This is a genomic window from Lysinibacillus parviboronicapiens, from assembly GCF_003049605.2.
Classification (GTDB): domain Bacteria; phylum Bacillota; class Bacilli; order Bacillales_A; family Planococcaceae; genus Lysinibacillus; species Lysinibacillus parviboronicapiens.
In genome coordinates, this window is record NZ_CP073713.1 from 1,220,889 (window position 1) to 1,235,101 (window position 14,213).

Here is a 14,213-nt window from a genome sequence, read left to right on the forward strand (position 1 = left end):
GAATAAGAGAGGTGTTAACAATGACAAACGCAGTTGAACAAGAAAGTATTAAAGTAATCGTCTTCCAATTAGCAGATAAGGAATATGCGATTCCAGTATCACACGTTCAAGGAATCGAGAAGTTAATGCATATTACGCGAGTACCTAAAACAGCGAAATATGTGAAAGGTGTTATTAATCTACGTGGTGTTGTAACACCAATTGTGGATTTACGTGAACGTTTTGAGTTACCTATCTCTGAACATGAAGAAACAACTCGTATTATCATTATTTCATTGGAAGATATGGAAGTAGGTTTCGTAGTAGATTCAGCAAATGATGTTTTAGATATTCCCTCAAATTCCATTGAACCACAGCCAGAAGTAGTTGGCTCGCTTGAAGAAGAATTTATTTCAGGTGTGGCAAAAATAGACAAGCGATTATTAATCTTGTTGCATTTAGAGAAAGTATTAAATCCACTAAAGTAGGGATCGATGATGACATTTAATCAAAAGATTACATCACTACATTTAGATGTCTTAAAGGAAATTGGAAATATTGGTGCTGCGCATGCTGCGACAGCACTTTCCAGTTTACTTGGTAAAAAAATCGACATGCGTGTACCAAAAGTTGAAATGGTATCGTTTAATGACATGATGGAACTCGCTGGAGGATCTGAAAACGTCGTTGTTGGGATCTTTTTACGCATCGAAGGTGATGCTGAAGGAAGTATGTTTTTTATCCTTCCTATCGAACAGGCTAATCGCTTTATCCGACGTCTAATATATGATGAATCGTTCGACTTTAAAAAACCACCTGTTTCAGAATTAGGGTTATCGGCCATGCAGGAAATGGGTAATATTTTATCAGGTTCATATTTATCGGCATTGTCAGATTTTACAAATTTAAAAATTTATCCAACTGTACCAGGACTTAGTGTCGACATGTTTGGTGCTATCATCAGTATTGGCTTAATTGAATTATCACATGTCAGTGATAATGTTATCGTAATAAATACATCCATTTATGAAGACGGGGTTGAGGATCATGAAACGGTAAGAGGACATTTCTTCTTACTACCAGATCCAGATTCATTTGATGCTATTTTTAAGGCATTGGGAGTATCATAGATTATGTTAAATAGTAGTGGACAAGTAATAAAAGTTGGAATTGCACAAATGGATGTAGCAAAACTACCAAATACCATAAGAACTTCAGGTCTTGGTTCTTGTGTAGGTGTTATTTTATACGATGAGTCAAAAAAAATTGCTGGTTTAATACATGTGATGCTACCAGATTCTAGCCTTGCTAGATCAGAGTCGATTAATGTGGCGAAATTTGCGGATACAGGAATTTTGGGCATGATTGACTTATTGAAACTAGAAGGTGTTCAAAAGTTCAAGCTAAAGGCGAAAATCGCGGGCGGTGCGCAGATGTTTCAATTCTCTTCGGACAAAGATTCAATGCGCATCGGTCCACGTAATGTAGAGGCTGTAAAGAGTGAATTGAAGCGTCAAGGAATTCCTTTAATTGCTGAAGATACTGGTGGAAATAGTGGTAGAACAATTGAATTTAATCCTGCGACGTCGACATTACATATCCGAACGGTTAACCAAGGAGTGAGCGAAATATAATGTTTGGTTCTATTTTTTACAACCTATGGGGAGCATTAATTGCCTTTTCTATTTATTTCTTTATGACATTTCAAAAACCTTTAACGCCATTGCGTATTATCATCGGCTCATTTGTAGCTGCACTTATTGTCTTTTTCGTTATGTATCTTGTACGATTGCTAATCACGTATATTTTATTTACACCGGAAACAGACAAAGTGCAAACAGAGAGTGAACTTGACGAAAATGTGTCTGATGAACAAAATGACGAAAATCAGAAAAAACACAACACAAGCTCAACTGTTGAGTTTCAAGATGAAAGTACCGAAGATATTGCACAGGTTGTACGTACGATGATGAGTCGTGAAGATGACCAACAAGTAAATGCATAAACCAGGCAACTTCGAACTGCATGCAATGTTAGTGTCCAAGCTAACAATTGTTTGCAGTTTTTGTTATGCCAAAAGAGGGAAAAGGAAGGAATCATATAATAGTGTTAGAGAAACATATGAAATTATGGCGAATCTTGTTATAATATAGTAAAGAACGGCATCGGTTTTACCATGTCTACACTATCGTGTCGCACGCTTGAAATCCTTCAATTTCACGTGCGAAAGTTGTAGAACATACTTTTGCTTCGAGCTCGCAAGTAGCTTTTTTGTGTGAACGGGCTCGAATGCGCTTTTCTTAAAGAGAGGTGGATTTCATGACACAACCAAATCTGAACGAAGAAAAAAAGCTGTGGAGTCGCTGGATCAATGAACGTGATCCTGATGCGGGTGATTTACTGATAAAAAAATATATATCTCTTGTTTCTTACCATGTACAGCGAATTGGAGCAGGCTTACCGAAGAGCGTATCACGAGATGATTTAACAAGCTTAGGCATGTTAGGTCTTTTTGATGCATTAAATAAATTCGATATTAATCGAGACTTAAAATTTGATACATATGCTTCTTTTAGAGTAAGAGGGGCGATTATTGATGGCTTACGTAAGGAAGATTGGTTGCCGCGTTCTGCACGAGAAAAGGCGAAAAAATTGGATGCTCAAATTGAACAATTAGAACAAAGATATATGCGTCATGTAACACCTGAGGAGCTCGCAAATCATATGGAACTACCAGTAGAGGAAGTGTACCAAACTGTACAAGAGCATTTCTTTTCAAATGTATTATCTATTAATGAGCAACAAGACCAGGAAGAAACAGAAGGAAAGGCGTTTATCATCCGTGATGATACGTCGAAAACGCCAGAGCAGGTTGTTATAAAAACAGAATTACTTGGCGACTTAGCCTTAAATATACAAAAGCTAAATGACAAAGAACAGCTTGTGCTTAGTTTATTTTATACCGAGGAATTAACATTGACAGAGATTGGTGAAATGTTGGAATTGTCAACATCTCGTATTTCACAGATTCACTCGAAGGCACTTTTAAAGCTAAGAAAATTGCTGTCAAATGAGATGTTAAATGTGTAATAAGCGAATAGGCACATAACTTTGAAGGAGGGAGTCTTATGAGTTTAAAAGGTGTCGAATTACAAATAGCTATTCCGAAGACATTTGAAGCGGGTAAAATGGCAGATCAGGCACAACAACAAACTTTGGCTCAGCAAGCACATGCAAATGAAGCGCTAAAAAAGGAATTAGAGCGTAAGCAGAAAGTTGTCAATACTTCAGAGGGTATGGTTGAGATTAGTGAAGAGGAAGAAGCGGGAGGAGAGTACATAAAAGGTACTCGTAAAAAGAAAAAGAATAGTAACGAAAAACCAGAAAAACAGGCACAACACCCGTTTAAAGGAAATTTCGTGGACTTTAGTGGATAGGAGTTTACTATGACAACCATACTAATAGCTGTTCTATTTGTTTTACAGCTACTTTCATTTTACTTCATTATTATACTTAACACGAAACTAGCAAAATTCAAAGATTTAGAAAATAAGCAAGAACGCTTAATGCGAGAAATGGATGATACCATTAGTCTCTACTTAGCAGAAATGAAGGATGAAAATAATCGCTTAATTCAAGAGTTGCAAGCGGTACCTAAACCTGAACCTGAACCTGAAGTTAAAACAACATATGCTGTCCAGCAGGTGAAGAAACAGCAAAAAGAGCAAGATTACCAGTTTTCTCAGACAGAACAAGAGAAAACTGTATTGGCGCCTACTAGTCATGATAGTGAACCGCGTATATTAGTCTCTAAAAATATTGCTGCGAACGCTTACTCACGTCAACAGCAAGCTGGAGTGACAGTATCAAGTACTTCCCAAACAAAGGATGTCATGCTGCAAAAGGAAGAGCCGAAGCCAGAAACTGTAGAACAGCAAATCGTGCAACTAGCGAAGCAAGGTAAAACTGCGGAGGAAATTGCCAAACAGCTTCAAAAAGGTAAGACAGAAATCGAGCTTTTATTGAAATTCCATAGCTAAAACAGTTGCTAATATGGATAAGCTGTGATATAGTAGCAAATGGTGTTATTATTACACACGCATTTTGATGTAGTAAGTGGTGCTCTAAGATTAGGGTAGCTTGTTGCAGGTGATAAATGCGGAGGAAAAAAACCAAACATTCTAGGAGGAAATTCACATGTCAGTAATTTCTATGAAACAATTACTTGAAGCTGGTGTACATTTCGGTCACCAAACTCGTCGTTGGAACCCAAAAATGAAGAAATATATCTTCGTTGAACGTAACGGGATCTACATCATCGACTTACAAAAAACTGTTAAAAAATTAGAGGAAGCTTATGACTTCATGCGTCAAGTTGGTCAAGACGGTGGTAAAGTTCTTTTCGTTGGTACGAAAAAACAAGCACAAGAAGCGATCAAAGACGAAGCTGAACGTTCAGGCAACTACTTCATCAACCAACGTTGGTTAGGTGGTACTCTTACTAACTTCGGTACAATTCAAAAACGTGTTGCACGTATGAAAGCTATCGAAAAAATGGAAGAAGAAGGAACTTTTGAAGTTCTTCCTAAAAAAGAAGTAATCCAACTTAAAAAAGAACACGAACGTCTAGTAAAATTCTTAGGCGGTATCCGTGATATGCACAATCTTCCAGATGTTATGTTCGTGGTTGACCCACGTAAAGAGCGTATCGCTGTTGCTGAAGCTCGTAAACTAAACATCCCTCTAGTAGGTATTGTTGATACAAACTGTGATCCAGATGAAATCGACTACGTAATCCCTGCTAATGATGATGCTATTCGCGCTGTTAAACTTTTAACTGCTAAAATGGCTGACGCTTTAATCGAGTCAAAACAAGGTGAAGAAGAAGCTCCAGCTGTAGAAGCTGCTGCTGAGTAATTCACGTTTACAAAAAGGTGATAAGTGGCTCAGACCCCCTTATCACCTTTTTTAGAACCTTATCACTATAATCTCTACCAATTCGAGGAGGAAACACTAAATGGCAAACATTACTGCACAATTAGTAAAAGAATTACGTGAAAAAACTGGCGCTGGTATGATGGACTGTAAAAAAGCGTTAGTACAAACTGAGGGTAACTTAGAAGCTGCAATCGACTTCTTACGTGAAAAAGGTCTTTCATCAGCTGCTAAAAAATCTGATCGTATCGCTGCTGAAGGTACAACTTACATTTTAGCTCAAGGTAACGAAGCGATCTTAATTGAAGTAAACGCTGAAACTGACTTCGTAGCTAAAAACGATAAATTTGTAGTATTAGTTGAACAACTTGCTGCACAATTATTAGCGGCTAAACCAGAATCTGTTGAAGCTGCTCTTGAGCTTGAAAACGCTGAAGGCGTAAAAATCGCTGACCAAATCTCAACAGCTGTTGCAACAATCGGTGAAAAAATTAACCTACGTCGTTTTGAAATTAAAACAAAAACTGATGCAGATGCATTCGGTTCTTACCTACACATGGGTGGACGTATTGGTGTATTAGTAACTTTAGAAGGCTCTACTGATGAAGCAGCTGCAAAAGATGTAGCTATGCATATCGCGGCTATTAACCCAACTTACGTTTCTCGTGAAGAAGTTTCTGCTGAAGAAGTTGAACGTGAACGTAAAGTGTTAACTGAACAAGCTCTTAACGAAGGTAAACCAGAAAACATCGTTGCGAAAATGGTTGAAGGTCGTCTTGGTAAATACTTCGAAGACGTTTGCTTACTTGACCAATCATTCGTTAAAAACTCTGATCAAAAAGTACGTGACTTCGTTGCATCAACTGGTGGTAATGTAACTGGCTTCGTACGTTACGCTGTAGGTGAAGGTATCGAGAAACGTGAAGATAACTTTGCAGAAGAAGTAATGAACCAAGTTAAAGGTAACTAATTTTTTGTGAAACTAGTTCATGGATGGACTGGCTTACATTTGATCCTAACCAAATAATATCTAGATTTTTTCTAGACAAAAATGGGGAACACAACATAACGTGTTCCCTATTTTTCCGAAATGAGCGAAAAACTATAGAATTTTCTATTCTCCATTTACACAACTAGTATTTATTGTTAGATATACTATAATGGAAAAGGAATAGAAATGTTTTAAATAAATGTCTGACGGAGGTTTACAATGAGTGTGCCACAATATAAACGAGTAGTCATTAAATTAAGTGGTGAAGCGTTAGCGGGAGAAGCTGGCTTCGGTTTATCACCAAAAATTATCAAGTCTGTTGCAGAAGAAGTAAAAGAAGTAGTAGATCTTGATGTAGAAGTTGCTGTTGTTGTAGGTGGCGGTAATATATGGCGTGGAAAAATCGGTAGCGAAATGGGAATGGATCGTGCAGCAGCTGATTATATGGGCATGTTAGCAACGGTTATGAACTCATTAGCATTACAAGATGCTCTTGAAAAATTAGGCATTGAAACGCGTGTGCAATCTTCTATCGTGATGACACAAGTAGCAGAACCGTATATTCGTCGTAAAGCAGTTCGTCATTTAGAGAAAAAACGAGTAGTTATTTTCGCCGCAGGTACGGGTAACCCGTTCTTCTCTACAGATACAACTGCAGCTTTACGAGCAGCGGAAATTGACGCAGATGCAATTTTAATGGCAAAAAATAATGTCGATGGTGTTTATTCAGCAGATCCAAAAGTAGACACGACTGCCGTTAAATATGAAACACTCACATACTTAGACGTTATTCAACAAGGTTTACAAGTAATGGACTCAACAGCTTCTACTTTATGTATGGATAACGATATTCCGTTAATTGTCTTCTCAATTACGGAGCCAGGTAACATAAAACGTGCCGTGCTAGGCGAGAAAATTGGAACAGTTGTTAGGAGGAATGCATAATGGCTAAACAAGTTTTAGAACAAGCTAAAGACAAAATGAACAAAACTATCGCTGCTTTCTCACGTGAATTGGCATCAATTCGTGCAGGACGAGCAAACGCATCATTACTAGATCGTATTACTGTAGATTACTACGGAGCGCCAACACCGATTAATCAACTTGCGGGTGTAGCTGTGCCAGAAGCACGTCTATTAGTCATTACACCTTACGATAAAACAGTGTTAGGTGAGATTGAAAAAGCAATTATGAAATCTGATATTGGTATTACACCAACAAATGATGGGACAGTTATTCGTTTAATGATCCCTGCTTTAACGGAAGAACGCCGTAAAGACCTTGTAAAGCAAGTAAAAAAAGAAGCAGAAGATGCAAAAATTGCAGTTCGAAATGTACGTCGTGACGCTAATGACGATTTGAAAAAACTCGAAAAAGCTGGCGAAATCACAGAAGATGATCTACGCGGCTACGGTGAGGACATTCAAAAATTAACGGATGATTACATCGTAAAAGTAGATCAAGTAACGAAAGAAAAAGAAAAAGAAATTCTAGAAGTGTAAGCAGACAGACACTTTACACTCTTTGATGGAACTTTTTGATGAGATGAAGGCGTCCTATACATAACAGGACGTCTTTTCTTTTTTAACTTTATTCAGTTGAAGTATCCCATTTCGATAAGAACTAATTTTTAATTGCTTATCAGCGGGCACGTACTGCAGAATGTTTATGCCTCGAGCACAAGGTATAGCTTAAGAATGGAAAACAATAAAAAAAGTTAACCTCAAGTCTGCGTAACCATTTGATGTTGGCTCACTTACTGTATTGTTAAAACACCAATACCAGTGGCTATACCGAAATGACAGGCTTTGAGTTAGCTTAGTCATTTAAAAACTTAGCCTAAGTGTAATTAATGAGGTGTATTTGTTCTAAAATAAGCTAGTTCATACATAGTCAATTTAGAGGGAAAAAAAAGACAAAAAGTACTTTTGTTTGTTATGATAGGTGAGTATACGTCCGATTAGTTGTAGTGGGGGAGTTAGCATGTTTAAGAAGCTATTAGGTAAACAAGTAAATATAAATACACTATCATTGGAGGAACGAGTTGCCCTGTCTAAAAGCGAGCCAATTCCTGCCCATGTAGCGATTATTATGGACGGAAATGGACGTTGGGCAAAGAAACGTGCAATGCCACGTGTTGCTGGGCACCATGAAGGTATGAAGACGGTACGGAAAGTAACGAGATTTGCGTCAGATCTTGGTATTCAAGTATTAACGGTCTATGCGTTTTCTACAGAGAATTGGAAACGACCAAAACCAGAGGTCGATTTTCTCATGCGTCTACCTGTGGAATTTTTAGGTTCTTTTTTACCGGAAATGATGGAACGCAATGTACGAGTTGAAATGATTGGTGACCCTTCTCTATTGCCTGCTCATACACAAAAAGCACTGTATGAGGCGATGGAGGAGACAAAGCATAATACGGGACTAATTTTAAACTTTGCCTTGAATTATGGGAGTCGTTCAGAAATGGTCAGCGCTATGAAAACGATGCTTCAAAAGGTGCAGGACGGTCATTTAACGATGCAGGACATTAATGAGGAATGTATGACATCTCATTTAATGACAGCCCATTTACCAGAGCCAGACTTATTAATACGTACAAGTGGTGAAGTACGATTAAGTAACTTTATGTTATGGCAACTCGCCTATACGGAATTTTGGTTTACAGATACATTGTGGCCAGATTTTAGTGAGGAAAACTTACTCGAAGCGGTGGAAAACTATCAGAAACGTAATCGTCGTTACGGTGGGTTGAAGGGAGAAGAAACAACTTGAAACAACGAATCATCACAGCAATAATTGCAGCTGCACTATTTATTCCATTTGTTATTTATGGAAAGGTGCCATTTACACTACTTGTGCTTGCAATGGCTGTTGTCGGCTTTTATGAAATACTAAAGATGAAAGGTATTTCAATTTTTTCAGTACCTGGTTTTATGGGACTACTAACACTTATTATGCTGGTTATACCAAAGGACTGGGGAAGTGAGGTAGTACAAGCAATTGGTTATTCATCCGTTTTAATGGTTGTTTACGGACTGATGATGTTATTGCTTATTTATGTGGTGCTTGTAAAAAATAAAATTACATTTGATGAAATTGGCTTTATTTTATTGGGTGCATTTTATGTTGGACTAGGTTTCCATTATTTAATTGAGACACGTAATTCTGGACTACAGTATGTTGTTTATTGTTTACTGGTTGTTTGGACGACAGACTCAGGTGCCTATTTTGTTGGAAGAAAATTGGGCAAAAATAAGCTTTGGCCTGAAATATCACCAAAGAAAACAGTGGAAGGCTTTGTCGGCGGGATTGTTATTGCTGTCATCTTCGCTGTTGGCATGCAAGCGATTTATCCAATTGTAGATAGTTATGTGTCGTTGATTTTTATCACAATTTTCGCTTCCATTATTGGTCAAATGGGCGATTTAGTGGAATCTGCAATAAAGCGTCATTTTGACGTGAAAGATTCAGGAACTATTTTACCTGGGCATGGCGGCATTTTAGACCGCTTTGATAGTCTGTTATTCGTCGTGCCTTTACTACATTTTTTATATCTTATCGGTAATTAGAAAACCGTGATTTTTATGCTAAAGATTTCACCTCCTCTAAAAAGTGGTAGGCGAAAATCGATTGTAGCTTTTCTTTATTTGCTTAGATAGAAAAAGGGGACGTTTTGTCGTGAAAAAAATTAGTTTATTGGGTGCTACTGGCTCTATCGGTTGGCAAACCTACGATATTTTAAAAGAACAACGTGATGCATTTCATCTTGTAGCTTTTTCTTCAGGGAAAAATATAGAGAAAACCCGTGAGATGATTGAAACGTTGCAGCCTGAGCTTGTATCTGTGCAGCTTGAAGAAGATGCACTGGCGCTCGCAAAAGCTTATCCACAGGTGCACTTTACATTTGGTGCCAAAGGGCTTGTAGAGGTTGCTACACATCCTGATTCAACAGTTCTAGTCAATGCAGTGCTTGGTAGTGTTGGTTTAGAATCGACGCTTGCTGCAATTCGCATGGGTAAAACGATCGCTATCGCAAACAAGGAAACGCTTGTAACAGCAGGACACTTAGTGATGGCAGAGGCGAAGAAATACAACGCAACAATCTTGCCAGTGGATAGTGAGCATTCAGCCATTTTCCAATCTATGAATGGCGAAAATTCAAAAAATATTGAGCGTTTAATTATTACAGCGTCTGGTGGTAGTTTCCGTGACAAAACACGTGATGAATTAAAACATGTAACGGTAGCTGATGCACTAAATCACCCGAATTGGTCCATGGGGGCGAAAATCACGATAGATTCAGCAACCATGATGAATAAAGGGCTGGAAGTCATAGAAGCACATGTCTTATTTGATATGCCGTATGATAAAATCGATGTACTTTTGCATAGAGAAAGTATTATTCACTCCCTAGTTGAGTATCATGATACTAGTGTCATTGCACAGTTGGGTACACCGGATATGCGTGTACCCATTCAATATGCACTAAGCTACCCTGATCGTATACCACTGCATAATGGTCAACGACTTAATTTAGCGCAAATTGGTCAGTTACATTTTAAAAATATGGACTTTGACCGTTATCCAGCATTGCGACTTGCATATGAGGCGGGTCGTACAGGTGGTACAATTTTAACAGCGATGAATGCAGCGAATGAAGCAGCAGTTGCGGCATTTTTACAAGGAAAAATAACATTCCTTGAAATTGATGACACAATTGAACGGGTTATGCAGGCACATCACAATATTTTAGTGCCAGATTTACAAACGATTTTACATGCGGACAGTGAGACAAGAAAAATAGTATTAGACATGGTAAAATAACGAGGGTAAGACGTCGTTAAACTATTCACTTTTAAAGGTGGGGTATTATGCAAACAGCCATTGCATTTATTTTTATATTTGGATCCCTTGTGTTCTTCCATGAACTTGGTCACTTCCTATTTGCGAAACGCGCAGGAATTATGGTTCGTGAGTTCGCAATTGGTATGGGGCCAAAAATTTACGGGAAGACACATGGTGAAACGATCTATACAATTCGTTTATTGCCGATTGGTGGTTACGTTCGTATGGCAGGCGAGGATATGGACGACTCGGAGTTACAGCCAGGCTACCGTGTAGGGCTCATTGTCAATGAAGATAACATTGTTAAAAAAATAATTTTCAACCAAAATAATAAGCAACTACCAGATTTGTTATTTTTGGAAGTTGAGCGTGCGGACTTAGTGAGAGATTTATTTATCGAAGGCTATGATGAGGAAGAAAAGCTAATTCGCTATAGTGTCTCGCGAGATTGTCTACTTGTCGAAAATGGCAGAGAAACTTTAATTGCACCATATGATCGCCAGTTTAATGCAAAAACAGTTGGTCAACGTGCCATGACGATTTTTGCAGGACCATTGTTTAACTTTATTTTAGCATTTTTCATCTATTTGCTAATTGGTTTATTTACCGGCGTACCTACATATGAGCCGATAATTACAGAAGTAGTAACAAATGATCCAGCTGCACAGGCAGGTATGCTCGCAGGGGATAAGGTAACTTCAGTAGACGGACAAGTAGTAGAGAAATGGCAGGATTTAGCTGCGATTGTTCAAAAACGTCCAGGACAAACAATTGATGTGACAGTTGAGCGTGGTGGGCAGTTAGTTAATTTGAATATGATGGTAAAAGAAATCAAACAGGATGGCCAAAAATATGGTCAAATCGGTGTTCGATATGAGAGCCCACGTGAATTTAATCCACTCAAGGCAGTCGTGTTTGGTGCACAAGAAACGTACAACATGACAAAGAAGATTTTTGAGCTTCTTGGCATGCTTATTACCGGGAAATTCACAATAGATGCCCTATCAGGTCCAGTAGGTATATATAAAGCGACAGAGCAGGTAGCGCAGTACGGTTTCGTGAATTTAATGAATTGGGCGGCAATGTTAAGTATCAACCTAGGTATTATGAATTTACTACCGCTTCCAGCACTAGATGGTGGCCGGTTACTATTCTTCGGGTTTGAGGCACTACGAGGCAAACCAATCGATCGTCAAAAAGAAGGAATCGTTCATTTTGTGGGTATCGTATTATTGATGATATTAATGGTCGTAGTCACATGGAACGACATCCAAAGATTTTTCTTTTAAAGTAAATGGCGTGACCATTCAAATGTTGGCTTCATTTTACTTAAACTTTGGCGTCAGATATTAGAAGATGCAAGATGCCATCGTGAAATTGACTGTGAATTTTAGCTTTGAGCGCAATTGTTTTGGAAACATTGCGTTCAAAGCTAAATTTGATTATGCTAGAGAAGGAACTTATCTCTATAACTTCCTTCAACATTTTCCCCACACTACTTTTGTGGGAAGAATGCGAAGTGAAGTTAACTTCAGTAGGATACGAACCCCTGCTGATTGAAGTTAAGGCCCGACGAATGTCATGGATTAATGAGTGTAGTGTGTTCATCATTTTAAATCTAGACACAATAACGTCGAGGCAAATTGATAAAAAGGTGGAACACTGAATGAAGCAAAGTAAAACATTTATCCCTACGCTACGTGAAGTACCTGCTGATGCAGATGTTAAATCACATAAGCAATTACTACGTGCAGGGTTTATTCGTCAAAATACAAGTGGGGTATACTCGTATTTACCGCTTGCAAAACGTGTGTTAACAAAAATTGAAAGTATTATTCGTGAAGAGATGGAAGCTGTTAATTCTATCGAATTATTAATGCCAGCTTTACAATCTGCAGAGCTTTGGCAGGAATCTGGTCGCTGGGAAAAATACGGCCCAGAATTAATGCGTTTAAAAGACCGTCATGATCGTGATTTTGCATTAGGACCAACGCATGAAGAAGTAATTACAACTTTAGTACGCGATGAAATTAAATCATATAAAAAGTTACCATTAACACTCTATCAAATTCAAACAAAATTCCGTGATGAAAAGCGACCTCGCTTCGGCTTATTACGTGGACGTGAATTTATTATGAAAGATGCTTATTCTTTCCATGCATCTCGTGAAAGCTTAGATGAAACATATGAAGATATGTATCGTGCATATTCAAATATCTTCACCCGTCTGGGCTTAAATTACCGTGCAGTTATTGCAGATGCCGGTTCAATAGGTGGGAAAGGAACGCATGAATTCATGTGCCTTTCTGAAATTGGGGAAGATACAATTGCCTACTCGGATAGTTCTGATTATGCAGCGAATATTGAGATGGCAGAAGTAATTGTTGACTATAAACCTTCCGCAGAAGTATTAAAAGACCTTGAAAAAGTATCAACACCTGATCAAAAAACAATTGAAGAAGTATCGGCTTTCTTAAATGTTGAAGCTTCAAATGTTATTAAATCATTAGTATTTGATGTAGATGGTGAATTAGTTGTTGTGCTTGCTCGTGGCGATCATGAAATTAATGATATAAAACTGAAAAATGCATTAGATGCGGGTACTGTTGAACTTGCAAGTGAAACAGCTATTCGTGAGTTACTTGGCTGTGGCGTTGGCTCTATTGGTCCAGTTAAATTACCAGTCGATGTGAAAGTAGTAGCTGATCAAGCCATTAAATCCATTCGAAATGGTGTAGCTGGTGCAAATGAAGACGGCTTCCACCTAGTGAATGTTAACCCTGAACGCGATTTCGCAGTGAATGACTATTTAGATATTCGTTTTATCCAAGAGGGAGATCCATCGCCTGATGGACAAGGTACTATCCAATTTGCAGAAGGTATTGAAGTAGGTCATATTTTTAAATTAGGTACAACATACTCTGCGAAAATGAATGGCACATTCTTAGACGAGCAAGGGAAGGCACAACCATTTATTATGGGGTGCTATGGCATTGGCGTTTCACGTATTTTAGCAGCTGTAGCTGAGCATTTCCAAGATGACAATGGTTTTACATGGCCAATACAATTGGCACCTTATGATATTCATGTCGTGCCTGTTAACACGAAGGATGAAGCACAGGTTACGTTAGCGGATGAGTTATACGGCTTATTGAAATCATATCGTTATGATGTGCTTTTAGATGATCGTGCTGAACGCGCAGGCGTTAAGTTTGCGGATGCTGATCTGATTGGTCTACCTGTTCGAGTAACAGTGGGGAAAAAGGCATCAGAAGGTGTTGTTGAAGTGAAATTCCGTCAAACAGGCGAAACATTTGAATGGAAAAAAGAAGAGGTCATTGATCGCTTAAACGAATTTTTCCGCAAGAACTAATATCCTTTTGAACGTGTTCTCAAAAGGATGTAGATACTCTTAATGAGAAGCATGTTTTTTAACTTCTTTCAGCAGAAGTCTCCC

The 14,213-nt window shown here is 38.3% G+C and carries 16 protein-coding genes; all 16 read left to right on the forward strand.

All coding sequences use genetic code 11. The features are described from left to right. The first annotated feature begins 20 nt into the window (after positions 1 to 20). The gene (locus C9J31_RS05720) at positions 21 to 467 is read left to right on the forward strand and encodes a chemotaxis protein CheW (RefSeq protein ID WP_107923066.1); all 447 of its coding nucleotides are present in this window, start codon (positions 21 to 23) and stop codon (positions 465 to 467) included. Positions 468 to 476: 9 nt separating this feature from the next. Beyond that, positions 477 to 1,109: a chemotaxis protein CheC gene (locus C9J31_RS05725; protein WP_107947778.1), complete on the forward strand. Its 633-nt coding sequence runs from the start codon at positions 477 to 479 to the stop codon at positions 1,107 to 1,109. After that, positions 1,110 to 1,613: a chemotaxis protein CheD gene (locus C9J31_RS05730; RefSeq protein WP_054767140.1), complete on the forward strand. Its 504-nt coding sequence runs from the start codon at positions 1,110 to 1,112 to the stop codon at positions 1,611 to 1,613. It abuts the gene before it with no gap. Further along, positions 1,613 to 1,984 (forward strand): hypothetical protein, encoded by a 372-nt coding sequence (locus C9J31_RS05735; protein ID WP_107947780.1) that lies wholly within the window; start codon positions 1,613 to 1,615, stop codon positions 1,982 to 1,984. The genes C9J31_RS05730 and C9J31_RS05735 overlap by 1 nt, the downstream gene beginning before the upstream one ends. A 314-nt stretch (positions 1,985 to 2,298) precedes the next feature. Continuing rightward, positions 2,299 to 3,069 carry a FliA/WhiG family RNA polymerase sigma factor gene (locus C9J31_RS05740; protein ID WP_107923064.1) on the forward strand — a complete coding sequence of 257 codons (771 nt, stop codon included), beginning with the start codon at positions 2,299 to 2,301 and terminating at the stop codon, positions 3,067 to 3,069. Positions 3,070 to 3,107: 38 nt separating this feature from the next. Continuing rightward, entirely contained in the window at positions 3,108 to 3,416 is a 309-nt protein-coding gene (locus C9J31_RS05745) for an RNA polymerase subunit sigma (protein ID WP_107923063.1), read from the forward strand. A 9-nt stretch (positions 3,417 to 3,425) separates the two neighbouring features. Continuing rightward, positions 3,426 to 4,019 carry a hypothetical protein gene (locus tag C9J31_RS05750; protein ID WP_107947781.1) on the forward strand — a complete coding sequence of 198 codons (594 nt, stop codon included), beginning with the start codon at positions 3,426 to 3,428 and terminating at the stop codon, positions 4,017 to 4,019. 157 nt (positions 4,020 to 4,176) lie between these two features. Beyond that, complete coding sequence (gene rpsB / locus C9J31_RS05755; RefSeq protein WP_107923061.1) at positions 4,177 to 4,896, forward strand: 30S ribosomal protein S2; 720 nt, start codon at positions 4,177 to 4,179, stop codon at positions 4,894 to 4,896. Between the two features lie 100 nt (positions 4,897 to 4,996). After that, positions 4,997 to 5,884, forward strand: a complete 888-nt coding sequence (gene tsf / locus C9J31_RS05760) for a translation elongation factor Ts (protein ID WP_107947783.1) — start codon at positions 4,997 to 4,999, stop codon at positions 5,882 to 5,884. 240 nt (positions 5,885 to 6,124) lie between these two features. Next, the gene (gene pyrH / locus C9J31_RS05765) at positions 6,125 to 6,850 is read left to right on the forward strand and encodes a UMP kinase (protein ID WP_107923059.1); all 726 of its coding nucleotides are present in this window, start codon (positions 6,125 to 6,127) and stop codon (positions 6,848 to 6,850) included. Then, positions 6,850 to 7,407, forward strand: a complete 558-nt coding sequence (gene frr, locus C9J31_RS05770; protein WP_107923058.1) for a ribosome recycling factor — start codon at positions 6,850 to 6,852, stop codon at positions 7,405 to 7,407. The genes pyrH and frr overlap by 1 nt, the downstream gene beginning before the upstream one ends. Positions 7,408 to 7,888: 481 nt before the next feature. Beyond that, on the forward strand, positions 7,889 to 8,683 hold the full coding sequence (locus C9J31_RS05775) for an undecaprenyl pyrophosphate synthase (RefSeq protein WP_107947784.1): 795 nt from the start codon (positions 7,889 to 7,891) through the stop codon (positions 8,681 to 8,683). Beyond that, positions 8,680 to 9,480, forward strand: coding sequence for a phosphatidate cytidylyltransferase (locus C9J31_RS05780; RefSeq protein ID WP_107947786.1), 801 nt, complete (start codon positions 8,680 to 8,682; stop codon positions 9,478 to 9,480). The genes C9J31_RS05775 and C9J31_RS05780 overlap by 4 nt, the downstream gene beginning before the upstream one ends. Positions 9,481 to 9,589: 109 nt before the next feature. Continuing rightward, complete coding sequence (gene dxr, locus C9J31_RS05785; RefSeq protein WP_107947788.1) at positions 9,590 to 10,735, forward strand: 1-deoxy-D-xylulose-5-phosphate reductoisomerase; 1,146 nt, start codon at positions 9,590 to 9,592, stop codon at positions 10,733 to 10,735. 47 nt (positions 10,736 to 10,782) lie between these two features. Next, positions 10,783 to 12,045 carry an RIP metalloprotease RseP gene (gene rseP / locus C9J31_RS05790; RefSeq protein ID WP_107947790.1) on the forward strand — a complete coding sequence of 421 codons (1,263 nt, stop codon included), beginning with the start codon at positions 10,783 to 10,785 and terminating at the stop codon, positions 12,043 to 12,045. Positions 12,046 to 12,422: 377 nt separating this feature from the next. Beyond that, a complete protein-coding gene (locus C9J31_RS05795; protein WP_107947792.1) occupies positions 12,423 to 14,129 on the forward strand; it encodes a proline--tRNA ligase in 1,707 nt (568 codons plus the stop codon). Positions 14,130 to 14,213: the final 84 nt, after the last annotated feature.